The sequence below is a fragment of the Amycolatopsis sp. NPDC059027 genome, from assembly GCF_042739735.1.
Lineage (GTDB): Bacteria > Actinomycetota > Actinomycetes > Mycobacteriales > Pseudonocardiaceae > Amycolatopsis.
This window is the reverse complement of sequence record NZ_JBHYIK010000067.1, coordinates 1-21461: the sequence shown is the minus strand read 5'-3', so window position 1 is coordinate 21461 and position 21461 is coordinate 1. Positions and strand designations below refer to the sequence as shown.

The 21461-nt window shown below is 69.0% G+C and carries 22 protein-coding genes; 9 read left to right on the top strand and 13 right to left on the bottom strand.

The genetic code is table 11. The features are described from left to right. Positions 1-31: 31 nt before the first annotated feature. Entirely contained in the window at positions 32-787 is a 756-nt protein-coding gene (locus tag ACFWY9_RS35105; protein WP_378340878.1) for a glutaminyl-peptide cyclotransferase, read from the bottom strand. A 51-nt stretch (positions 788-838) separates the two neighbouring features. Between ACFWY9_RS35105 and ACFWY9_RS35100 the strand changes: the two genes are divergently transcribed. From ACFWY9_RS35100 to ACFWY9_RS35090, 3 genes are read left to right on the top strand one after another with little or no spacing between them, the layout of a single operon-like run. Then, positions 839-1990 (top strand): DUF3027 domain-containing protein, encoded by a 1152-nt coding sequence (locus ACFWY9_RS35100; RefSeq protein ID WP_378340877.1) that lies wholly within the window; start codon positions 839-841, stop codon positions 1988-1990. 7 nt (positions 1991-1997) lie between these two features. Then, positions 1998-4826, top strand: coding sequence for a sacsin N-terminal ATP-binding-like domain-containing protein (locus ACFWY9_RS35095; RefSeq protein WP_378340876.1), 2829 nt, complete (start codon positions 1998-2000; stop codon positions 4824-4826). A gap of 9 nt (positions 4827-4835) precedes the next feature. Beyond that, entirely contained in the window at positions 4836-5258 is a 423-nt protein-coding gene (locus tag ACFWY9_RS35090) for a GNAT family N-acetyltransferase (protein ID WP_378328668.1), read from the top strand. Here ACFWY9_RS35090 and ACFWY9_RS35085 read toward each other — a convergent pair. Then, a complete protein-coding gene (locus ACFWY9_RS35085) occupies positions 5255-5482 on the bottom strand; it encodes a DUF2530 domain-containing protein (protein WP_378328730.1) in 228 nt (75 codons plus the stop codon). The genes ACFWY9_RS35090 and ACFWY9_RS35085 overlap by 4 nt on opposite strands. 82 nt (positions 5483-5564) lie before the next feature. On the opposite strand from ACFWY9_RS35085, the gene ACFWY9_RS35080 reads away from it, so the two are divergent. The 3 genes from ACFWY9_RS35080 (at position 5565) to ACFWY9_RS35070 (ending at position 8902) form a co-directional block, all read left to right on the top strand. Next, positions 5565-7022, top strand: a complete 1458-nt coding sequence (locus tag ACFWY9_RS35080; RefSeq protein ID WP_378328667.1) for an NCS2 family permease — start codon at positions 5565-5567, stop codon at positions 7020-7022. Between the two features lie 75 nt (positions 7023-7097). After that, a complete protein-coding gene (locus ACFWY9_RS35075) occupies positions 7098-7538 on the top strand; it encodes a MarR family winged helix-turn-helix transcriptional regulator (RefSeq protein ID WP_378328666.1) in 441 nt (146 codons plus the stop codon). A gap of 116 nt (positions 7539-7654) precedes the next feature. Next, positions 7655-8902, top strand: coding sequence for an MFS transporter (locus ACFWY9_RS35070; protein ID WP_378328729.1), 1248 nt, complete (start codon positions 7655-7657; stop codon positions 8900-8902). A gap of 4 nt (positions 8903-8906) precedes the next feature. On the opposite strand, the gene ACFWY9_RS35065 is transcribed toward ACFWY9_RS35070, so the two are convergent. The 6 genes from ACFWY9_RS35065 to ACFWY9_RS35040 form a co-directional block, all read right to left on the bottom strand. Then, a complete protein-coding gene (locus ACFWY9_RS35065; RefSeq protein ID WP_378328665.1) occupies positions 8907-9944 on the bottom strand; it encodes a hypothetical protein in 1038 nt (345 codons plus the stop codon). 266 nt (positions 9945-10210) lie between these two features. Further along, the gene (locus ACFWY9_RS35060; RefSeq protein ID WP_378340875.1) at positions 10211-10981 is read right to left on the bottom strand and encodes an arylamine N-acetyltransferase; all 771 of its coding nucleotides are present in this window, start codon (positions 10979-10981) and stop codon (positions 10211-10213) included. A gap of 88 nt (positions 10982-11069) precedes the next feature. After that, entirely contained in the window at positions 11070-11693 is a 624-nt protein-coding gene (locus ACFWY9_RS35055; RefSeq protein WP_003088226.1) for a superoxide dismutase, read from the bottom strand. A 636-nt stretch (positions 11694-12329) separates the two neighbouring features. After that, positions 12330-12992, bottom strand: a complete 663-nt coding sequence (locus tag ACFWY9_RS35050) for a heme oxygenase (biliverdin-producing) (protein ID WP_378340874.1) — start codon at positions 12990-12992, stop codon at positions 12330-12332. A gap of 75 nt (positions 12993-13067) precedes the next feature. Next, positions 13068-13685 (bottom strand): TetR/AcrR family transcriptional regulator, encoded by a 618-nt coding sequence (locus ACFWY9_RS35045; protein WP_378340873.1) that lies wholly within the window; start codon positions 13683-13685, stop codon positions 13068-13070. A gap of 26 nt (positions 13686-13711) precedes the next feature. Beyond that, positions 13712-15211: a glutamate--cysteine ligase gene (locus tag ACFWY9_RS35040; protein WP_378328660.1), complete on the bottom strand. Its 1500-nt coding sequence runs from the start codon at positions 15209-15211 to the stop codon at positions 13712-13714. Between the two features lie 219 nt (positions 15212-15430). Between ACFWY9_RS35040 and ACFWY9_RS35035 the strand changes: the two genes are divergently transcribed. Both ACFWY9_RS35035 and ACFWY9_RS35030 read left to right on the top strand, forming a co-directional pair. Then, entirely contained in the window at positions 15431-16234 is an 804-nt protein-coding gene (locus tag ACFWY9_RS35035; RefSeq protein ID WP_378340895.1) for a TrmH family RNA methyltransferase, read from the top strand. Positions 16235-16270: 36 nt separating this feature from the next. Beyond that, positions 16271-16888: a DUF2537 domain-containing protein gene (locus ACFWY9_RS35030; RefSeq protein ID WP_378328659.1), complete on the top strand. Its 618-nt coding sequence runs from the start codon at positions 16271-16273 to the stop codon at positions 16886-16888. Between the two features lie 3 nt (positions 16889-16891). Here the strand turns inward: ACFWY9_RS35030 and ACFWY9_RS35025 are convergent, their stop codons facing one another. The 5 genes from ACFWY9_RS35025 to ACFWY9_RS35005 are packed head-to-tail and all read right to left on the bottom strand — an operon-like array spanning position 16892 to position 20986. Further along, the gene (locus tag ACFWY9_RS35025) at positions 16892-17227 is read right to left on the bottom strand and encodes a YbaB/EbfC family nucleoid-associated protein (RefSeq protein WP_378328658.1); all 336 of its coding nucleotides are present in this window, start codon (positions 17225-17227) and stop codon (positions 16892-16894) included. Beyond that, complete coding sequence (locus tag ACFWY9_RS35020) at positions 17224-18729, bottom strand: hypothetical protein (RefSeq protein WP_378340872.1); 1506 nt, start codon at positions 18727-18729, stop codon at positions 17224-17226. Before ACFWY9_RS35020 ends, ACFWY9_RS35025 begins: the two co-directional genes overlap by 4 nt. A gap of 14 nt (positions 18730-18743) precedes the next feature. After that, complete coding sequence (locus ACFWY9_RS35015; protein WP_378340871.1) at positions 18744-19367, bottom strand: hypothetical protein; 624 nt, start codon at positions 19365-19367, stop codon at positions 18744-18746. 3 nt (positions 19368-19370) lie between these two features. Continuing rightward, positions 19371-20597, bottom strand: coding sequence for a WXG100 family type VII secretion target (locus ACFWY9_RS35010; RefSeq protein ID WP_378340870.1), 1227 nt, complete (start codon positions 20595-20597; stop codon positions 19371-19373). Further along, positions 20594-20986, bottom strand: a complete 393-nt coding sequence (locus tag ACFWY9_RS35005; protein ID WP_378340869.1) for a hypothetical protein — start codon at positions 20984-20986, stop codon at positions 20594-20596. Before ACFWY9_RS35005 ends, ACFWY9_RS35010 begins: the two co-directional genes overlap by 4 nt. Positions 20987-21048: 62 nt before the next feature. Here ACFWY9_RS35005 and ACFWY9_RS35000 point away from each other — a divergent pair, with 62 nt between their 5' ends. Next, a complete protein-coding gene (locus ACFWY9_RS35000) occupies positions 21049-21408 on the top strand; it encodes an MmcQ/YjbR family DNA-binding protein (RefSeq protein WP_378340868.1) in 360 nt (119 codons plus the stop codon). Positions 21409-21461: the final 53 nt, after the last annotated feature.

The window sequence follows — 21461 nt, the reverse complement described above, 5'->3', positions numbered from 1 at the left end:
GGTTCCGCCCGCTCATCCCCTGCTTTGCTGCTCAGGCCGGGACGAACCTCACCCGGAACAGCGAGGGCCAGTTCTTCCCGGTGATCAGGAACTCGTCGGTGCCGGGGATCGCCGCGATCCCGTTGAGAACGTCCTCACCTGCGGTTTTGGGCTGGTGCAGCCCGTCTGCGTCGATGGTCGCGGTGACCCGGCCGCTCGCCGCGTCGATGCGCAGGAGGTGGCTCGTCTGCCAAACGTTCGCGTACACCGCGTCGCCGACGCATTCCAGCTCGTTGAGCTGAGCCGTACCGACCTCGACCGAGCCGGTGACCGCGAACGTGGCGGGGTCGCGGAAGGTCAGCTTCGACGAGCCGTTGCTCATCACCAGCCGTCCGCCCGCCTGGTGACACAGCCCCCACCCCTCGCCCTCGAAGGGAACGCGCCGCAGCTCGGCGAGGGTTTTCGCGTCTCGTTCGATGGCGAAACCGTCCTGCCAGGTCAGCTGCCACAGCTTCGGCCCGAGCACGGTCACGCCTTCGGCGAACAGTGGCGAGGGCAGCGCGACGCGCGTCGTCGGCGTCCCGCCGGCCGGGCCCGCGGTCAGTGTCGACTTCCCGGCGAGCCCGGCGCTCTCGTACAGCGTGTCGCCGGCGAATTCGAGGCCCTCGGTGAACGCCGACGTGTCGTGCGGCAGCGTCGCGAGCACCTGCACCCGGAGCCGCTCGGCGGCGGGCCGTACCGCCGGCGCCGCGGCACAACCGCCGAGGACGGCGACGAAGAGCAACGAGAGAATGATCGGCTTCCGCACGAGACACAGCCTGACACGGACAGCGCGGATGCGTGCGGCACAATTGACCCCATGACCCTGCTGTTGACGCTGGACGACGGCTCGATCCACCGCAAGCTGACCGACGCCGTGGAGTTCGCGCGCGCGGCGCTGCTGGAGGACGCGCCCGCCGAGCAGGTCGGCGCGCACGCCGGCGTCGAGCGTGAGGACGCCGTCTCGGTGAGTCACCTGTTCGAGGCGGCCGTGCCCGGCTACCGGGGCTGGCGCTGGTCGGTGACGGTCGCGCTGGCAGCCGCGGACGGTCCGGTCACCCTCAGCGAGATCGCGCTCGCCCCCGGCCCGGACGCGCTGGTCGCCCCGGCGTGGGTGCCGTGGGAGCGCCGGGTCCGCGCCGGCGACCTCGGGGTCGGCGACATCTTCCCGACGGACAAGGACGACCCGCGGCTCGTGCCCGCGTACCTCCAGTCCGACGACCCGGCGGTCGAAGAGGTCGCGTACGAGGCCGGTCTCGGCCGCGTACACGTGCTTTCCCGCTTCGGTCGCGAGGACGCCGCGACGCGCTGGCACACCGGCGAATTCGGGCCGCGTTCGGACATGGCGCGCAGCGCGCCCGGCACCTGCGGGACCTGCGGGTTCTTCGTACCGCTCGCCGGTTCGCTGCGTGGGGCGTTCGGCGCGTGCACCAACGACATCGCCCCGGCGGACGGACACGTAGTCGACGTCGAGTACGGCTGTGGCGCGCACTCCGAGATCGAGGTCGAGGTGACCTCCTCGGTGCCGGTGGCGGAATTGGTCTACGACGATTCGCTGCTGGACTTCGCCCCGGCGCCCGAGCCCGCGCCGGAACCCGAGGCCGCCGGGGAAACGGAAGCTGTGGCCGAGGCGGTGGCCCCGGCCGAAGCCGCCGAAGTTCCCGAGGCTGAGACAGCGGAGCCCGAGGTTGCCGAGGTCGTGCCCGAGGCTTCGGCCGCCGAGGACGTCGTAGCGGAGGACGCTGTCGCGGAGCCTGAGGCGGCTGCCGTGGTCGAAGCCGTCGAGTCCGAGACCGAGTCGGCTGTGGCTGAAGAGGTCGCTGCCGAGCGTCCCCAGGCCGAGCCGGTGGAGGTTCCGGAAGCCGTGACCGAGGCGGAGCCCGCCGCGGAAGTCACGCCGGAGACCGAGCCCGCTGAGGCCGAGTCCTCGAAAGAAAACAGCGAAGCAGCCGGTGAGCAGCGCGACGTCTGAGCCGCCCGTGACCGATCCGTTCGGCACCGAGCGGTTGCGCACCGCGGTGCTGCGGTCCTGGCAGGATTCGCCGACCCGGTTCGTCGAGGACACCAACGCGGAGGGCGATCTCCGTGTCGGCGCTTACCGTGACCGGTTGTTCGTCGAACTCGCGCAGAACGCCGCCGACGCCGCGCAGGCCGCCGGGACGCCCGGGCGAGTTCGAGTGTCCGTTGTGGACGGTGAGCTGCGCTTCGCGAACACCGGCGCGCCGCTGGACGCCCGTGGCGTCGAGTCGCTGGCCTCGCTGAGGGCCTCCGGTAAGGACGCGTCGGACACCGTCGGCAAGTTCGGTGTCGGGTTCGCGGCCGTTCTGACGGTGTCCAGTGAGCCGCGTGTCGTGTCGCGGACCGGTGGCGTCGCCTTCTCCGCGGAACGCACTTGCGCTGCCGCTGGACGCGAGGGTGACGTCGCGGTGTTGCGCCTGCCTTGGCCGGTGTCGCCGGAGGAATTGCCGCTGCCGCAAGGTTTCGACACCGAGGTCAGGCTTCCGCTGCGGGACGGCGCGCGGGCCGGAGAACTTCTGCGTGCCCTCTCCGAAGACGTGGGCGATCTGCTGCTCGCCCTGCCGTGGCTGGCCGAATTCGACGTCGAGGGCGAGGTCTGGACGCGGGCAGCGGACGGCGACGTCGTCGAGATCCGCGGGCCACGCGGTCGGACGCGATGGCTGACGCATCGCGGGACGGCGGTCTGGGCGGTTCCGGTCGACGAATCCGGTACGCCGCAAGCACTCGAGGACGACGTGCTGCACGCGCCGACCCCCACCGACGACCGGCTTTCCCTGCCCGCGCGGCTGATCGCGCCGGTGCCGACCGAGCCGTCCCGGCGCCGGGTGCTGCCCGGCGCGGTACTCTCCGCGGCGCTGGAAACGGCGGCCCGCGAGTATGTCGGCCTGGTTCGCCTGCTGCCGCCCGAACACCGCTTCGCGCTGGTGCCCGCCGCCGGGTTCCCGAAGTCCACTGTGGACGCGACCGTACGCGACCTCGTCCTCGCGGTGCTCACGGACGAACCGTGGCTGGCCGCGGAGTCCGGTGACGACCTTGCCGGGCGGCAGGCCAAGGTTCTCGATGCCGACATTCCCGGGCTCACACCGCTCCTGAAGGACCTGATTCCCGGTCTGATCGCCAATGCGCCATCGGGTGCCGCCGCGACGCTGAAGCCGGTTTCGGCCGAGCCGCTCGGTATCGGCGACGTGCTCGACGCACTGACCGGCGTCACGCGGGAGCCTCGCTGGTGGCATGACCTCTACGCCGCGCTGGCGGTCGCCGTCGACACACACGTGCTGACCCCGAACGCCCTCGAAGGCCTTCCGGTGCCGCTGTCCGATGGCCGGACGCTGCCGGGTGTCCAGGGCGCGCTGCTCGTCGAGGGCTCGGCCGAGCTGCTCGAACTGCTGTCCGATGTGGACGTACCGGGGCTGCGGCTGGTCCATCCCGAAGCCGCGCATCCGCTGCTGGAACGCTTGGGCGCCAAGCACGCCGACGCGCGAGGGCTGCTGGAGTCCGAACAGCTCATGGACGCCGTCGAGCGCAGCGTCGAGGACATCCGGTCCGGTTTGGACGGCATGACGCTCGCGGGCGCGGTGCTGCGGCTGGTGGCCGACTGCGGGGATTCCGCGCCGCCATGGGCGCGGGCACTGGCGCTTCCGGCCGACGACGGCTGGCGTCGCGCCGACGAACTCGTCCTGCCCGATTCGCCGCTACTGGAGATTTTCGACGAGGAGGTCTTCGACGAGGACGGCGCACTGTCCGTCTTGGACGAAGAATTCGCCGAAGACTGGCCGAAGGAAACCCTGGTCGCCGTCGGCGTGCTCGACTCCTTCGCCGTGGTCGACGATTCAGAGCCACACGAGCCCGACCACGACCTTCCCGACGAGGAAGAGTGGTGGGATTCCCTGGCGAAGCCTCCAGTGACGCTGCTCGCGATCCGGGATCTCGACCTGGTCGCCGACGATGCCTGGCCCGCCGCGCTGCGCCTGCTGGCCGCGCGGCCGGAGACGTGGCGCGCGCTCACCGCGCCGGACGGACACGCGAGCTGGTGGCTTGCCCGCAACGCCCTGCTGGACGGCGAACCGCCCATCACCTGGCGGATGCCCGACTCCAAGGACCTCGCCGGGCTCTACGACGAGGTCCCGGATCTCGGTCTGAGCCGGGAGATCCTGCTCGCCGCCGGGGTGCGTACCGAACTGACTCTGTCCTCTGTGGACGAAGTGCAGGAGCTGCTCGATCGGCTCGGTGATCCGGAGCGCCGGATTACGCCCGGTCTTGCCGCACGGGCGTACGCGGCGCTTGTCGAATCCACAGTGGACGCTCATGAGCTGGACATGCCAGGCGGCATCCGGGTCGCGGACAGCTATGTCGCCGAAGCAGAGGACGTCGCCGTACTGGACGTTCCCTGGTTCGCCGCGGTGCTGGATCCGGGTGGAATGGTCGTCACGCCGGAGGAACCGGTGCGGCTCGCCGAACTTCTCGATCTGCCGCTCGCCAGCTCGCTGCGCGCCGAAGTGACGAGCGAAGGCGAGTACGTCCAGTGGGCCGACTTGCCTGCGCTGCGCTTGGCCGCTGACCAACTCGGCGTGCGGCTCCCGGACGGCGGCGTGCTCCTGCACGAAACGCTCACGGTGTCCTTTGAGGACGGTGAGCGCGACGTTCCGTGGTGGTCCGGCGACCGCCTGCACGCGGCGGACACCTCCGAGGGACTGGCGCGGGCCTTCGCCTGGGCCACCGATCGCTGGCCCGATCGTTACCTGCTGACGGCACTGCTCGACGACCCTGCTCCGGCGACGCTGCTGAACTGAGGGGACACCGTGATCTCGCTGCGTGTGCTCACTGCCGAGGACTGGGCGGCATGGCGGGAGATGCGCCTCGCGGCGTTGCGGGAAGCGCCGGAGGCGTTCGGCGCCTCACTCGCGGACTGGCAAGGGGCCGGTGACACGGAGCTGCGCTGGCGGCAGCGGCTCGGCGGGCACTCGTTCAACGTGCTGGCCGCGCTGAACGGCAAACCGGCCGGAATGGCCAGCGGGATGCCGCGCGACGACGTCGTCGAGCTGATCTCGATGTGGGTCGCGCCGTTCGCCCGAGGACGCGGCGTCGGTGACGCGCTGGTCGTCGCGGTCGTCGAATGGGCGAAGGAACACGGCGCCGAGCGGGTGGTGCTGCGCGTGCAACCGTCCAATCAGTACGCCGCGGCGCTCTACCGGCGCCACGGTTTCCGCGTGCGGGGCCGCTAGAGCCGTTGCGCGCTCTTCGAACCCCGGCGCGCCGCCGCGCGCTGCCAGCCGATGATGCCGAAGCCGATGAAGCCGAGCACGACGCCCGACAGCGCCGTCTGCACCCACACCCCGCTTGTGGTGAAGAAGAGCACGACCAGCGCGACAGCCCACAGCGATGTCCCTACGATCACCACGGGCGTCAGGTCGGTCAGCCGCTTGGGCAGCTCGGGCGTAGGCCGCAACGAGCTCGTAACGTCCGGAGGATTGATCGGTTCGCCCACGTGAGGAAGGGTACCTCGCGACAGCCAGGAGGGTAGGCAGGCGATGGCGCAGCAGCGGACGGCGTCCACTCTGGACCGTTTCTTCAAGATCAGCGAACGCGGCTCCACCGTGTCGCGCGAGCTGCGCGGCGGGCTCGTCACCTTCGTCACGATGGCCTACATCGTCGTGCTCAACCCGCTGATCCTCGGCAGCTTCTCCGCGCAGGACGCCGCCGCGCACAAGGACATCACCGGCGCGATCCTCCCCGTCCCGCAGGTCGCCGCGGTCACCGCGCTGGTGGCCGGGGTGCTCACCATTCTGATGGGCCTTGTCGCCAACTACCCGTTCGCCATCGCCACCGGACTCGGCATCAACTCGCTCGTCGCGGTCACCATCGCCCCGCAGATGACCTGGCCGGAAGCCATGGGCCTGGTGGTGATCGAGGGCGTCATCATCGTGGTGCTCGTGCTCACCGGCTTCCGGACCGCGGTGTTCCGCGCCGTGCCCGCCGCGCTGAAATCCGCGATCGCGGTCGGCATCGGCCTGTTCATCTGCCTCATCGGCCTGGTCGACGCCGGATTCGTGCGGCGGCTTCCCGACGACGCGCACACCACCGTCCCGGTCGGGCTCGGGATCGGCGGGTCGATCGCCTCCTGGCCGACCGCGGTGTTCGTGGTCGGGCTCCTGGTCACCGGAATTCTGGTCGCGAAGCGGGTCAAGGGCGCGATCCTGATCGGCGTGCTGTCCTCGACCGTGCTGGCGATCGTCGTCGAGGCGATCTTCAAGGCCGGACCGTCCAAGGGCGTGAACCCGAAGGGCTGGAACCTGGGCTACCCGGCGCTGCCGGACACCGTCGCCGGGCTGCCGAATCTCTCGCTGCTGGGCGACGTCTCGTTCGGCGCCTGGGCTCGGCTGCCGATCATCACCGTGGTGCTGCTGGTGTTCACGCTGGTGCTCGCGGACTTCTTCGACGCGATGGGCACCATGACCGGGCTCGGCAAGGAGGCCGGGCTGCTCACCAAGGACGGCCAGCTGCCGAACGTCGGCAAGGCGCTGTTCGTCGAGGGCCTCGCCGGCGCGGCAGGCGGGTTCGCGTCCTCGAGTTCGAACACCGTGTTCGTCGAATCGGCGTCCGGTATCGCGGAGGGCGCGCGCACCGGACTGGCCAACGTCGTCACCGGTGTGCTGTTCCTCGCCGCGATGTTCCTGACACCGCTCTACCAGATCGTCCCGGTCGAGGCGGCCGCCCCGGCGCTCGTCGTGGTCGGCGCGATGCTGATGACCCAGGTCAAGGAGATCGACTTCACCGACTTCTCCATCGCGCTGCCCGCGTTCCTGACGATCGTGGTCATGCCGTTCACCTACTCGATCGCCAACGGCATCGGCGCCGGGTTCGTCAGCTACGTCGCCATCCGCGCGGTCACCGGCAAGGCCCGCCAGGTGCATCCGCTGCTGTGGGTGATCGCGCTCGCGTTCGTCGCGTACTTCGCGGTCGGGCCGATCCAGGCGGCCTTCAGGTAATTCGTTTGCCGGTCCCGGCCCGGTCGTGGTGAGGTTCACCCATCGGGACGATGTTTCGTAAGGTATGCTAACTATATGTCCGGCGACACGCATGAGCGCTCCCTCGCGAGCCGCCTGCGTCTCGCGGTGGTCCGGCTCAACCGCCGGCTCCGGGCACAGCGCGTCGGGGAAGACCTGAGCCTGACCCAGGTCGCCGCGCTGTCCACCCTGCACAAGTGCGGCCCGCTGACCCCCGGCCAGCTCGCCGCGAAGGAAGGCGTCCAGCCGCCCTCGATGACGAGGGTGATCGCCGCGCTCGAAGACCTGGGGTACGTGGAGCGCAGGCCGCATCCGACCGACGGCCGGCAGGCCATCGTCGAACTGTCCGAGAGCGGGCTGACCTACGTGCGCAAGGCGATCTCCGTACGCGAGGCATGGCTGGACAAACAACTGGCTCAGCTCGGCGACGAGGAGCGCGAAGTGCTCTCCCGTGCCGCCGAGATCATCGACAGGATGGCGGGGAACGAAAAACGGTGACGACAACGGGTAGCGGAACAGACTGCCAGTCCAAGACCTCTGCTACCCGGACATCAGCACCACCGTCCCCTTCGCCGGAATCACCGCCCCGCCGCAAACGCGGTGTCTTCGACTCGCTGCGAGTGCGCAACTACCGGCTGTTCTTCTCCGGCCAGATCATCTCGAACATCGGCACCTGGATGCAGCGCATCGCCCAGGACTGGCTGGTGTTCACCCTCAGCGGCAACAACCCGATCGCGCTCGGCGTCGCGGTGGCGCTGCAGTTCACCCCGACGCTGTTCCTCTCGCTGTGGGCGGGGGTGATCGCCGACCGGGTCGACAAGCGCAAGCTGCTGATGATCATCCAGGGCGCCAGCACCGTCCAGGCCGCCGTCCTCGGCGTGCTCGACCTGACCGGGGTCGCCGCGCTCTGGCAGGTGTACCTGCTGTGCCTGACGCTCGGCACGACCTCCGCGCTCGAAGTGCCGACGCGCCAGTCGTTCGTCGCCGAGATGGTCGGCCGCGACCAGGTCACCAACGCCGTCGCGCTGAACTCGACGATCTTCAACATGGCGCGGATCGTCGGCCCGGCGATCGCCGGGTTCGCGATCACCTGGGTCGGCACCGGCTGGCTGTTCATCGCGAACGCGGTGAGCACGGTCGCCGTCGTCGCCGGGCTCGCGATGATGGACCCCGGCAAGCTGTTCCGTGGGGCCGCCGTGCCGAGGGCGAAGGGCCAGCTCGCCGAGGGCCTCCGGTACGTCCGGCACCGCTCGGACCTGGTCACCGTGATGGTGCTGGTGTTCTTCGTGAGCACGTTCGGCATCACGTACTTCTCGTCGCTGCCGATCGTCGCCGCGAACGTGTTCCACACCGGTGCCGACGGCTACGGCCTGCTCTCGACGCTGGTCGCGGTCGGCACGTTCACCGGCGCGATCATGTCCGCGCGGCGTGGCACGAAGGGCAGGCCCCGGGTGCGCGTCATGCTGCTGGCGGCGCTGGCGCTCGGCGTGTTCGAGATGATCACCGCGTTCATGCCGACCTACCTGAGCTTCGGCATCGGCCTCATCCCGCTCGGCTTCGCCACCATGACGTTCCTGAACACGGCGAACGCACTGGTCCAGACCTCGGTCAGCCCGGAGATGCGCGGCCGGGTCATGGGCCTCTACGTGCTGGTGCTGATCGGCGGCAATCCCATCGGCGGCCCGATGACCGGCTGGATGGCCGACGCCTTCGGCGGCCGCTCGCCGTTCTACCTCGGTGGCGCGATCTCGGCGCTGGCCGCGGTGGTGTGCGCTGTCGTGCTGATCCGGCGGGGTGGCGTCACGTTGCCGGTGCGCCGGTTCAGCACCGGACTGCGTGTCTTGAAGCGCGACCGGGTGTAGCGCGTCAGCGGCCCAGCAACGGCGGCAAGACCTTCTCGACCAGCGCGTGCAGCCGGTCGTCGTTCTGGGTCCTGGCGAAGAAGGCGTGGAACCGGACGGCCTGGTCGGTGTCGTCGGTGAGTTTGACCTGCACGTAGTTCTTGGTGAACTGGGCGGGTCGGCCGCCGATCCTGTCCGGGTATTCGGCCTTGCCCGCGGTCGTTTCGATGTAGTCGGCGCTGGCGTTGAAGGTGTCGCCCTGGAGCTGGCAATCGCCGCGCATCGACGGTTTGGTCTTCTCGATGTCCACACCGAGTTCCTGTGCGAGCTGGGTGCAGAGCTGCCAGGAGACCATCGGGTAGGCGCCGTCCACGATGCCGAAGCGCGGGGTCGGTGGCACGGCCTTCGGTGGGATTCCGGACAGGCTTTCTGTGTCCTGGGGCAGGGAAAGCCCCGGCGCCGTCGTGGCCGCGATGACGCCTTCCGCGATGGCCTTGGCCATTCCGGCGAGGTCCCGTTCGCTGTCCCGGAAATCCTTCATGAGGCGGATGTTCAGTGTCGGGTTGACCCAGGTGCCCGGCCGGTTGCCGGTCAAGGCGAGCATCAGCGTCGCTCCTGTTTCGCTGTGCTCGGCGTAACCGCTTCGCCCGCTGATCGTGATCGGCTCGCTTCGGACCAAGGGCGTGGTGGACCCGTTGAGATCGACGGTCACGTCGAGGGTCGCGGTGACCACGTGGCAGCTGCCCGTGAGGCTGACCTCCATCAGCACCGGTCCGCCGAGGATTTCCGGCCAGCGTTGCGCAGGGACGGCCCGGCACAGCACCTGTCCGGCCGTGGTGCGCGGGAGCGCGGCGACCATCTCACCGGTGGGCATCGGGACCTCGTGGCGTACCGCGGTGCCGCCCTGGGTCGGCCAGATCGCGGGGAGGTCCTTCGGCGGGTCGCTCGTGCCGAAGACGGGGCCGAGCGTCAGCTTGGCGACCAGGCCGAGCCCGGCGAACATCGCCAGCACGCCGAGGATGATCGCGATCGCGATCCAGTTGCGCCTACCCACGGTGACCACGAAGCGACGCTAGCGGGCGGACCTCGCCGCGTCCCGCGAACGCGGCATATCACTCGAATGGGTGAGATCCGGGTCTCGGGCAAGATCCTCTTGCCCGACTACTGAGGTTAGGCTAACCTCATACATGTCCGCTTCGTGGTGGGAGCGGCAGTCAGTTCGGGAACGGACGGAGCCCCGCACCTGGGAACCCCGGGTGCGGGGCTCCGTTCATTGACCGCCGAGTTCATTGAGCGCCGAGTTCATGGTCGGGACCGGCGCGCGCCACGTCAAGGCTGTTCACGCGGTGAACGCGGGACGCTGGTCAGCGAGATCCCGAAGCGCTCGCGGTAGGTCGCGAGGATCGCGCCGTCGGTATCGAGTGTCGACTCGCGGCGCGTGTCGCCGACGGTCTCGATCAGCTGATCGCCGGAGAGGGAGATGCGGCCGTTCGGCGTCGGCAGCGAGCAGACGGGCTTCCGCACGAAATGCGAGTCCGGCGACGTCGCCTGGTACCAGGCCATGCCCGCGAAGTCGGCCAGCGCTCGCGGGCGCTGTTCGAGGCGGTACTGCGGTTTGCCGTCGCAGGAGACATCGGTGTCTCCGGCAGGGCCTTCCCGTATCAGGAATTCGCCTTCGAGGTCGGCCCGCGGTTCGGTGACGTCGAGTCGGAGCGGCGCGCGGCTGAACCGGCCGAAGCCGACGTCGACAAGCCACGGCTCGGCCAGGTCGACGCGGATCGCGGCGTGGTCGAGCGCCGGGCCGGTGGTGCCGTCGTCGTGGAAGACGTAGGCGCCGTGCAATGCTGTGGTGAAACCGAGTTCGCGCAGGAGCGCGGCGAAGAGTCCGTTGAGCTCGTAGCAGAAACCACCGCGACGCCATCCGACGATCTTGTCGAACAACGCTTCCTCGGTGAGCTCGATCGGTTCGCCGAGGTGGATGCTCAGGTTTTCGAAGGGCACGGCCGCCAGGTGGTGCTCCTGCAGTCGTCGCAACGCCGACGCGTCCGTGCCGACGGGCCGGGTGACTCCGATGCGGGCGAGGTAGGCGTCGATGTCCATGAGCCGACTCTCTCACTTCCCGCGCGCCCGCGCGGGAACGAAAACGGGGCCCTTCCGTGGAAGGACCCCGTTTCGTGGTGGGAGCGCCTCAGCCGAGCAGGAGGCCGTTGCCGCCGGCGACGGCGTTGTCGAACCGCTTGCTGATCTCGGCCCAGTTGAAGATGTTCCACAGGGCCTTGACGTAGTCCGGCTTGACGTTCTTGTAGTCGAGGTAGAACGCGTGCTCCCAGACGTCGACCAGCAGGATCGGCACGGTCGGCAGGATCAGGTTGTTGTGGTGGTCGCGCAGCTGCTGGGTGATCAGCGTCTTGCCGATCGGGTCCCAGGACAGCGCGCCCCAGCCGTTGCCCTGGATCGTGGTCGAAACCGCGGTGAACTGGGCCTTGAACTTGTCGAACGAGCCGAAGGCCTCGTCGATCGCCGCGGCCAGCTCGCCGGTCGGCTTGTCGCCGCCCTCCGGGGAGAGGATCTTCCACCACACCACGTGGTTCGCGTGCCCCGCCAGGTTGAACGCGAGGGTGGTCTCCAGGCCGACGATGGAGCCGAAGTCGTTCGCTTCGCGGGCGGCTTCGAGCTTGTCGAGCGTGTCGTTCGCGCCCTTGACGTAGGTCGCGTGGTGCTTGCTGTGGTGCAGCTCGTTGATCTCGCCGGAGATGTGCGGCGCGAGGGCGCCGTAGTCGTAGTCGAGATCGGGCAGCTCGTAGCGGGCCATTGGCCCTCCTTCTGTCTTCGACGCAAGTTTCCAGTACCGAACCTAGTAGCACACGCCCGATCTCGGCGACCGGGGGCCGTGCCCTGCCACAGCGTGGGACTACTGGCCGTTCGCGGCTTACCCGGAGGTGTGCCGCCTGAAACTCACTCTGCTCCCTCGACTTAACTTGAGGTCAACGTCCTGTGACCGTGATCATCGACATGGGTTGGTTTTCGGCTCAGCGAAGCCAAGTTTTCGGTGCACCTAAAACTCTGTCCACTGTGGATGGAGCCGGACAGTGGTACCGGCATGTGCCCCAATGTGGCATTGGGTGCGTCCAACGCACCCAATGCCACATTGGGGTTGTCACTAATGGGTTCTGGGGCCGTGGGTGCAGGACGCCTTCGGTGTGCTGGTCTGGGGTGCGCCAAGGGTGTCCCTCGGGCTAGCCGCGCTCGCCGACGACATTCGCCCGATGCCGCGAACGCTCCGTTGCCGACGATGAACGTCCCGAACGGAGCGTTCGCGACACGCACCCCAGACCCGCCGCACCACAACGACCCCGGGGAGGGCGCCCACCGGCAAAGTCCCCGCGCCTACCGAGAAAAGCTCAACGTGGCGTTGGGTGTGGCGGGGGTGTTGGGGCTTTTGGGGCGCCTATGCGGCGAGGCGGAGTTCGTCGGCGAGTTCGGTGAAGACGGCGACGTTGCACTCGAAGGCGACAAGGGCTTCGTCGACGACGCGGGCGCGCTCCTTGTCGCTCCACGGAGCCGTGTCGAGCTTGGCGCGATAGCGGTCGCGGAACGCGGGGGCGCTGCCGATCTCGTCGAAGTGGTAGAAGAGCGACCCGGCTTCGGACACCTCGTAGTTCTTCGCCAGCAGCCGCCGGATCGCCTGGCCGCCGGCGATGTCGCCGAGGTAGCGGGTGTAGTGGTGCGCCACGTAGCCGCCCGCCCACTCCGAGGCCTCGCGGATCCGACGCGCGTACGCCTCGGTCGCCGGGAGCTGACGGATCTTCGCGCGCCAGTCGGAGCCGAGCAGGAACTCCATGTCGCGTTCGAGGTTCGGCATCCGCCGCAGCTCGTCGAAGACGAACTCGCCGCCGACCGGGTCCCCGGCCATCGCGTCGCTCATCTCCTCGATCGCTTGGTAGACGAAGTAGTACTGCTCCGCCAACCGGGTGTAACCCGACAGGGGCAGTTCGCCGCCGAACAGCGCATTCATGTAGACCGAGTGGTTCGCCCGGTCATGCACGGCGAGGGTCGACGCACGCAGGGTCGCGGAGAACGGGCGGGCTTCGAGTTCCGTGGTCACCGGCATGAGGCGCCTCCTGCTGACGATCGATCTGACGCGCTGTCAGAATCAGCGTACGGCACGACTCGGAGTTAGGCTACCCTAAATTGATGGGGAATCCGGGGGTTCGTTCGCGCCGACCGCGCGGAGCACGAACCGGACGGCGGCCTCGATCGTGTGCTCCAGCTGGTCGGCCGGCACCTCGATCACCTGGCGGCTGCCGAGCGCCGCGGTGATCATCGGGATGAGCACCGCGGTGTCCTCGCCGGGCCAGCGGCCCGCCGCCGCGCCCGCGGCGAGGATGTCCCGCAGCCGGTCGGTGATCGGGTCGGCGTGCGCACTGATCCGGCGGTAGGCCGAGGGAGCCAGTGCGGATTCGAGCGCCGTGCCCGGCGGCAGGTGGTACTCGGCCAGCACGCGCAGCTGGAGCCGGACGAACGTGGCGAGCTGCCCGACCGGGTCCTCCTGCGCCTCGATGGCCTCGGTCAGCCGGTCGACATAGCGATTCGCCTCGTCCTCGACGAAGGCGACGAGCAGGCTTTCCTTGTCCGGGAAGTGGTTGTACAGCGCGGTCCGGCCGAGCCCGGCGTCCGCCGCGATCCCGGACAGGGTGATCGCGTCGAAGCCGCGTTCGTACAGCTGCGCGCGCAACACCTCGAAGACACGCGTCCGTACTTCGCGCCGGTGCGCCTCGATCGACCCGCCCAGAATCTTCGGCATAACCGCCGATTATCGCCCCTGGCGCGTCAATCCGTGAGCGACCAGGTGTGTACCGGGGCACCGGAGGCGGAGAGTTCGAGGTAGCGGCGCAGCATCCGGCTCAGCGCGGCCTCCCGGTCGTCGCCGCGTTCCTGGGCGCGCAGGACGAAGTCGCGCTGCCACGACGCGCCGGTCCGCCGCGCGAGGCAGCGGCGCTCGATGACGCCGAGGTACTTCTCCCGAGCCTCGTCCGACACGTCGGAGCGGCGTAGTCCGTCGTGGGCCAGCGGCAGCAGCACCCGCAGCGCGAGTTCGTCCGGCGGGATCCAGCCGATGCCCGGCCAGTACAGCTGCGCGTCGAAGCCCCGGCGGGCCCCCGCGTACAGGTTCTCCTCGGCGGCCTGGAACGACATCTGGCTCCACACCGGACGCTCGGCTTCGGCCAGCGCCCGCTGCGCGCCGTAGAAGAAGGCCGCGTTCGCGACCATGTCCAGCACGGTCGGTCCGGCGGGCAGGACGCGGTTCTCCACACGCAGGTGCGGCAGGCCGTCGACGACGTCGTACACCGGCCGGTTCCAGCGCCAGATCGTGCCGTTGTGCATCCGCAGTTCGGTGAGTTTCGGTGCCTGCCCGGCGTCGAGTGTCTCGATCGGGTCTTCGAGGTCGGTTTCCGGGAGCAGGCCGGGGAAGTAGCGGACGTTTTCCTCGAACAGATCAAAGATTGAAGTAACCCAGCGTTCCCCAAACCACACTCTGGGTCGAACTCCCTGATTTTTCAATTCCTCCGGACGGGTGTCGGTGGCCTGCAGGAACAACGGGATCCGTGTTTCGTACCACAATGCCTTGCCGAGCAGGAACGGCGAATTGGCGCCGAGCGCGATCTGTACGCCGGCGAGGCATTGCGCCGCGTTCCAGTGCGGGGCGAATTCCTCCGGCGCGACCTGCAGGTGCAGTTGCACGGACGTGCAGGCCGCTTCCGGCAGAATCGATTCGGCGTAACTGCGCAGCCTTTCCGGCTGCCGTCCCGGCAGTGCGGCGCCTTCCATGCACAGTTCGGTGCGCTCCCCGCGCGCGGCGAGGATCTGGTCGTTCAACACCGCGTAGCGGGCCTTGTTGGTGAGCCATTTCTGGTCGAAATGCTCCTGGCGCAGCGTCGGCAGGATGCCGATCATCGCCAGTGCCGAACCGGTGTCGGCGGCCTTGGCGTCGGCCGCGGCGAGGTAGGCGCGGAGGTCGTCTTCCAGGTGCAGCGCGGAATCACCGGCGAGTAGCCGGGGCGGCACGTTGAGTTCGAGGTTGTGCTGGCCGAGTTCGGCGGTGAACGACGGATCGTCCAGCGCCTCCAGCACGGCGGTGTTGGACATCGACGGGCGCAGCTCGCTGTCGACGAGATTGAGTTCCACTTCCAGCCCGATGCTCTTGCGGGGGAAGGAAAAACTGCCGTCGGTGAGCATGCGGGCGAGGGTGTCCAGACAGCGTTGGACCTTGCGGCGGTACCGTCCGCGGTCGAGCGGGTTGAACGGTTGTGCCGCCAGGTCCATCCCCATGACCATCCCTGTTTTCGTCGGCCGAGGTACCAGGAGGTGTAGGTCTCCCGGCCGACAACCGTTGCACAGCATGAGAATCTCGGCTAGCGGCCAAACTGGTGCTCTCTGTCACTTCGGGTTAACCCTCCGCAAAAAGCCCCCGTTCGTACCAGAGCTTTCGTGACGTTCGGCCCAGCCGCGCGCGTGGCAGGTGGATGACAAACTGTGCGGGTGGCCCACATGATCTTCACCGAGGATCGGGACGATCCCCGTCTCGACGACTTCCGCGACCTGTCCACTGCGGACCGCCGCCCGGATCGCCCTGGCGGCAAGGGACTCGTCATCGCCGAGGGCACCGTGGTGGTCGGCAGGATGCTCGAGTCCCGTTATCCGGTGCGCGCGCTGCTCGGCGTGGAGCGGCGGTTCTGTGAATTGGACAACGCACTCGCGCGGGTTGACGTACCCGCCTACGTCAGCTCCGCGGAGACCATGGCCGAGGTCGTCGGCTTCCATCTCAACCGGGGCGTCCTCGCGGTCGCCGACCGGCCGGTGCCGATGACCGCGGCCGAGGTCGTCGCCGGAGCCGAGGTGGTCGCCGTCTTGGAAGGCGTCGGCGACCACGAGAACCTCGGCGCGTTGTTCCGCAACGCGGCCGCGCTCGGTGTCGGCGGGGTGCTGCTCGGGCCGGGCTGTTCGGATCCGCTGTACCGGCGCAGCGTGCGGGTGTCGATGGGGCACGTGCTGCGGGTCCCGTTCGCGAGCGTCGGCGACTGGCCGGGTGGGCTGGATTCGTTGCGGGCACAGGGTTTCCGGGTGGCCGCGCTGACGCCGCGGGCGGATTCCGTGCCGCTGCGCGCGGTGCGCGAGCACGCGCCGGGCAAGGTCGCGCTGATGCTCGGCGCCGAGGGGCCGGGCCTGACCGAGGAGGCGCTGTCCGCCGCGGATCTCGCCGTCCGGATCCCGATGGTGCCCGGTGTCGATTCGCTCAACGTGGCCACTGCGGCTGCCGTTGCGTTCTACGAGCTCCAGGGCGCCGACCGCTAAGGTGGCGGAACCGTCGCCACATCGGGAGCGAATGACATGGAATTGCGGGTCAAGGGCGAACGCGCGGTGCTGGCCGGGCCGGGCGGCGAGCAGGCGCGGGAGGTCGATCCGCACCGTCTCGCGATCGGTTCCGACCTCGCGCAGGCGCTGCACGAGTGGGCGCGCGTGGCCTCGGCGGTGTCCCGCGCGGAGCCCGGTTCGGGCGAACCGGCACAGGTCGTCTCGCAGCGCGGACGGCAACTCGCCGCGCGGCTGGCCGCCGTGATGGGGACGACCGTGCGGTTCGTGGATCCGGTGACCGGCGGCGAAACGGTGGTCGAGCCGCCGTCGCGGGCCAAGTCCGCCCGTGTCCGCTTCGCCGAGCAGTTGTTCGGCCCGCGCGGTCAGGGCGACGAGCCGACGCCGTGGCTCACCGGGCTCACCGTGTCGGCCTTCGCCGCGGTGCTGGTGGTCGTCGCGATGCTCGCGCTGGCCAGGACATTGGCACGGGAGACCAGCAGCTGGCTCGCACTGGCCGCGACGGTCGTCGTCACCGCGGGCATCGCGCCCTCGCTGTGGCTGGGCAGGCGCATTCCGATCGTGCGCTGGGCCGTGTTCGGCGCCGCCGCCGGGATCGTCGTCGCCTGGATCGCCGTGCTCGTTGTGGTGCTGTAGAAATCAGGCGTCGAAGATCGTGTTCTCATACGGCTCTTCGTGTTCCGGCGCGATTTGTTCGCCCGCCTCGGCGGGTTTCGTCGCGGTGCGGGCGCCACGCAGGACCGTGGTGATGAGGTGGCCGAGCACCTCGGCGTCCTGCTTCATGGCTTCCGGCGTCAGCTTCACCTCGATGACTTCGCCGTCCGGTCGGGTCAGCACGGTGACGGCGCCGTCAGGGGAGCTGACCTGGCCGGTGGTTCGCGAGAGTTCGGTGAGCAGCCGATCGTTTTTCGCCCGTTGTTCGGTGATGCGCCGCAGTTGCCAGCGCATCTCTTCGATGAGTTCGGGATTGCTCACCGCGCTCCTCCCGGGACGTACTTGACGAAACTGACGAACGTGCCCTGTGCCCGTGTCATGTTCTGCCCCGCCGGGAAATATCCGTACACGGCGGCCATCTGCGTGGCGAGGCCGAGTGAGACCCCGAAGGTGGACAGGAACAGCGTGACGCCGTTCTTGCCGGTGAACTCGCGCGCGAGCCAGCCCACCTTGGTGGAGCGGGGAAACAGCCGCAGCACGAAAACCAGCGGTGGAGCGAGCAGGACGCCGCAGCCGAGCAGGGTGCCCGCGACGACCCGGTTGTCGAACGCGAGCGACGCGACCGCTGACCCCGCGAAGCAGAACAGCAGCCAAAGCACGGGGATCAGATAGACCATCAGCGTCATCCGCGGCCACCGAAATCCCTGTGGTTCGGGCAGCGGCAACCGGGGCGGGGACGGATCGCGGCTCAACCGCATCAGCCGGTCGGTCGCGTCCGCGAGTTCCGCCGACACCGTGAGCCCCGCGTCGCGGGCGGCGTCGACGACGGATTGGCGCGGCAGTCCCGTGTGCAGAAGGCTGATCCAGACCGCGTCGGCACCGGCAAGCCGCTTGCGCAGCCAACGTTCCCGGCCAGGGGACGGCTGGGGCGCCGGGGTGTCATACCGTGGCGGCGTCCGGGGGATGTCGTGCGCGACTTCGGGTTCGCCGGGGCCGCAGCGCCAGAACATCATGGTCGCGTAGCGGCGGTCGGTGCTCATGATGCCCGCGAAGAAATAGCCGTGGAGCGCGGCGATCTCGCAGATGAGGTCGTGGGAGAGCCGGTAGGAGGACTGGAAGAGCTGGACCGACGGACTGCCGTCGAACTTCGCGGCCAGCCAGCTCACTCGCGACGAACGGGGAAACACCGTGAGCGCGGCGCCGCCCAGCACGACGGCGAGCAGGGGAACGAAGAGGAACCACAGGATCGAATCCCCGGTGAAGCGGCTGAGGATCCAGATGGTGCCGGTCATGGCCGCGATCAGCCCGATACCGACGTAGCGGACGTACCCACGGACCATCCAGCGCAGGAAACGGGCCTCCCAGGTAACCCGGCCCGACGGTCTGTCCCGTTTCAGCAGCAGGATCCGGTCGGTCTCGTCGGCGACGTCGGCCGCGACGTGCATTCCCTCGGACCGCGCGACGTCCACGACGTGCTGCCGCGACATCCTGGCCTGGCGGACGCTGATCCACACCGTGTCCTCGCCGGAGAGGTGATTCAGCAGCTGACGTCCCCGGCTCGCGTCCGGCTGGGGCTCGTAGTTGTCGTAGGGCGACACCCTGGCGACCGACTGCGGGGCGTACTGGAAGCGCAGCGAACCCGGCTGCTCGGGTTCGATCTCGACGTAGCGGCGTTCGTAGGCGATCTGGCGGATCGTCCCGGCGTCGACTCCCCACTGTTCGGGGAAGACGTACACGATGGGACGTCCGGTGAAGAACCGGTAGCGCAACTCGCCGACGCGCAGCAGCCACATCTGTTGCGGCCACGTGGGTGGCGTGGACATCGGGTGCAGCGTGTTCAGCACGCTTCGTCCACTCGCACGCTGTTGGCGATCACGCGGGTCTGCTCCACGACCGCTTCCCACCGCGCCTCGTCACCGCTGACGACGTTCAGCACGGCGAGGCCTGCGTTGTCCGGCAACGGGATCTGGACCTCGATCCGCAATCCTGGCCGGACGACCGCGCCGTCGCCGGTGACCGCGGGTGGCAGGCGGAACTCGCCCTGCTCGACCGCGACCATCGCCGGGCCGATGGCCAACGGGACCGCACGGGCGTCCGCACCGGGATGCCGCTCGCGGTACTGCTCGGCGAGCGCGGACGCGACGATGTGCGGGTTGTCCGCGAAGCCGTCGGGCGGGGGAGCCGGCCAGGCCTGGATCGCCACGGTGAGCGTTGCGAGGCCCGGGTTTTCGTCGCCGGCGGCGAACCGGCCGAACAGCCGGACGCCCTGTTCGGCGAGTCCCGGTGTCAGCGCGTGGAGGTACTGGGCGAACTCCTCGCGGGATTGGCCGGTCTCCTCCGCGACCTTGCCCGCGAGCGCCCAGGCCTGTGCGGCGTTCTGCTCGTCGGAGGTGCTGATCGGCAGGCCCGCGAAGCCGGGCGGCAGGTCGACCCGGACCTGCGGCAACGTCGGTGTGCTCATCGCTTACTCCCAGACCCGGCTGCGGTCGAGTTCCTCGCGGCGCTGCGGTTTGCTGTCTTCCTTCATCCCGTCGGTCGCCGCGTTGATCGTGGGGTGCACCGCGAGCAACGGCGGGGAGAGGAAGTAGCCCGCCGCCGCAGAAAGCCACTGCGATTTGTCGCGCGGGACCCAGTAGTTGATGAAGTCGTCGATCGGGCCTTCCTTGTTCCGGAGCTTGCCCAGCCCGGGGTTCTCCGTCATCAGCTGGCCACGGATGGCCCCGTAACCGATGCCCTTCATGACGGCCTCCGACTTCGGGAAGATCGTCCCGGCCAGGGAGGTGCCCACGCCGACCGAGTCCATGACGAGCGTCTGCGTCGACACCTCGGCGCCCGCGGCCTTCGCGGCGGCGTGCCCGGCGAGCGCGGTGACACCGAGCCCGGTCGCGACCGTTCCGCCGATCTGTTCCAGCGGGGGCGGCAGGAATTCCGACAGCAGGCTCAGGCCGTTGCCGATGTCACCGGCCACATCGGACAGTTTGGCGATCGTGTTCGCATGGTCCCCGACGAAGTTCCCGATCTTGTCCGCCACGTCGGCGACGTCGTTCGCGAAATCCTTGACGGCGTTGGTCAGGGAGTCGACGACCTCGTCGAGCAGGCCGGGCTCCTCGGGAGCCAGCTCGCGGGCGCGGGTCAGCTCGGCGGCGACCTCCTGCGCGATCCTGCCGTGCTGCTCCAGGACTCGCTTCGCGGCTTCCTGGATGTTCTCGCAGCCGTCGATCGCCTCCTGCAGCTTGCGGCCCGCGTCGTCGAGGAGGTTCTGCGCGAGCTTGAGCGAAGGTTCGTCCGGGAAGGTCTGGCCGGCCAGCGCGAAGTCCGGGTTGTTCCTGGCCGCCTGCGCGGCTTCGGCGGCTTGGCGGGCCTTGATCTCGAGCTCCCGTGCCTGCGCCTTCAACGTGCCGAGGTCGCCTTCCCACCGGCTGATCGCCCGCGCCGCCTGTGTCATCGACCGGGCCGCGGCGTCGAGGTAGCCGGGGAGCTTGCCGACGCGGCGGGCGAACGCCTCGCTGGCCTGTCCCTGCCAGATTTCGCCCTTCTTCTGGACGATCGCCTGCAGCGACTCCAGCGCGTCGGCGAGCCCGGTGGCGACCGTGCGGTACTTCTCGGCGATCGTGGAAACCTGGGCGAGGTCGCCGGGCGCGGGGTCGAAACCGAGTGCCTCGAAGCTGTCGACCGTGCCGGTGGAGTTCACTGGCCACCGTCCAGGATGCCGCGGATCCCGCCGGTGTAGCCGCCGCCGACCATGCCGTCGTCGGTGGACCACTCGTCGAACTCGTCGGGCGACCACTCTTCGAGCTGTTTGTGGTAGAGGTCCTCGACCTGCTGGTATCGCTGCTTCGCGCGTTCGAGACGTTCGGTGACCTGGCCGGCGGCCTTGCCCAGATCGCCGATCCCGTACTCCCAGGTGTCCTCGAACTCGCGGGCGGCCTTGCCCAGCGCCGGATCGCCGAGACCGCCGAGACCGCCGAGATTCCGTGCCCCCGTGAGCTGTTTGTTCGCGCTCGTCATGTCGTCGGCGGCGGTGCGCAGCTCGCCGATGAGTTTGCCCAGTGCGTCGACCTGCAGCCGGTAACCGTCCATGATCACACCCTCTCCCAGCGTGACAGCCTAGCCGGAAACCCGTGGTCAGGGATACTGGTGCCATGGCCGACGACGCGTTGACGAGGCTCCGTCAGGTGTGCTTGGCGTTACCGGAAACCACCGAACGGCTGAGCCACGGTGAGCCCACCTGGTTCGTGCGGGGCAAGAAGACGTTCGTGATGTTCGCCGACCGCCATCACGACGACAAGCTCGCGTTCTGGTGTCCCGCGCCGCCGGGTGCGCAGGAGGAACTGATCGGGAGCGAGCCGGACAGGTTCTTCAGGCCGCCCTACGTCGGGCATCGCGGCTGGCTCGGCGTCCGGCTGGACGTGGACGTCGACTGGGCCGAGATCACCGAGATCGTCCGCGACGCCTACCGCCTGGTCGCCCCGAAATCCCTGCTGCTCCAGCTCGACGCCTGAAATGCCGTTAAGGCCACCTTACAGGCGTCAGACGCCCGTAAGGTGGCCTTAAC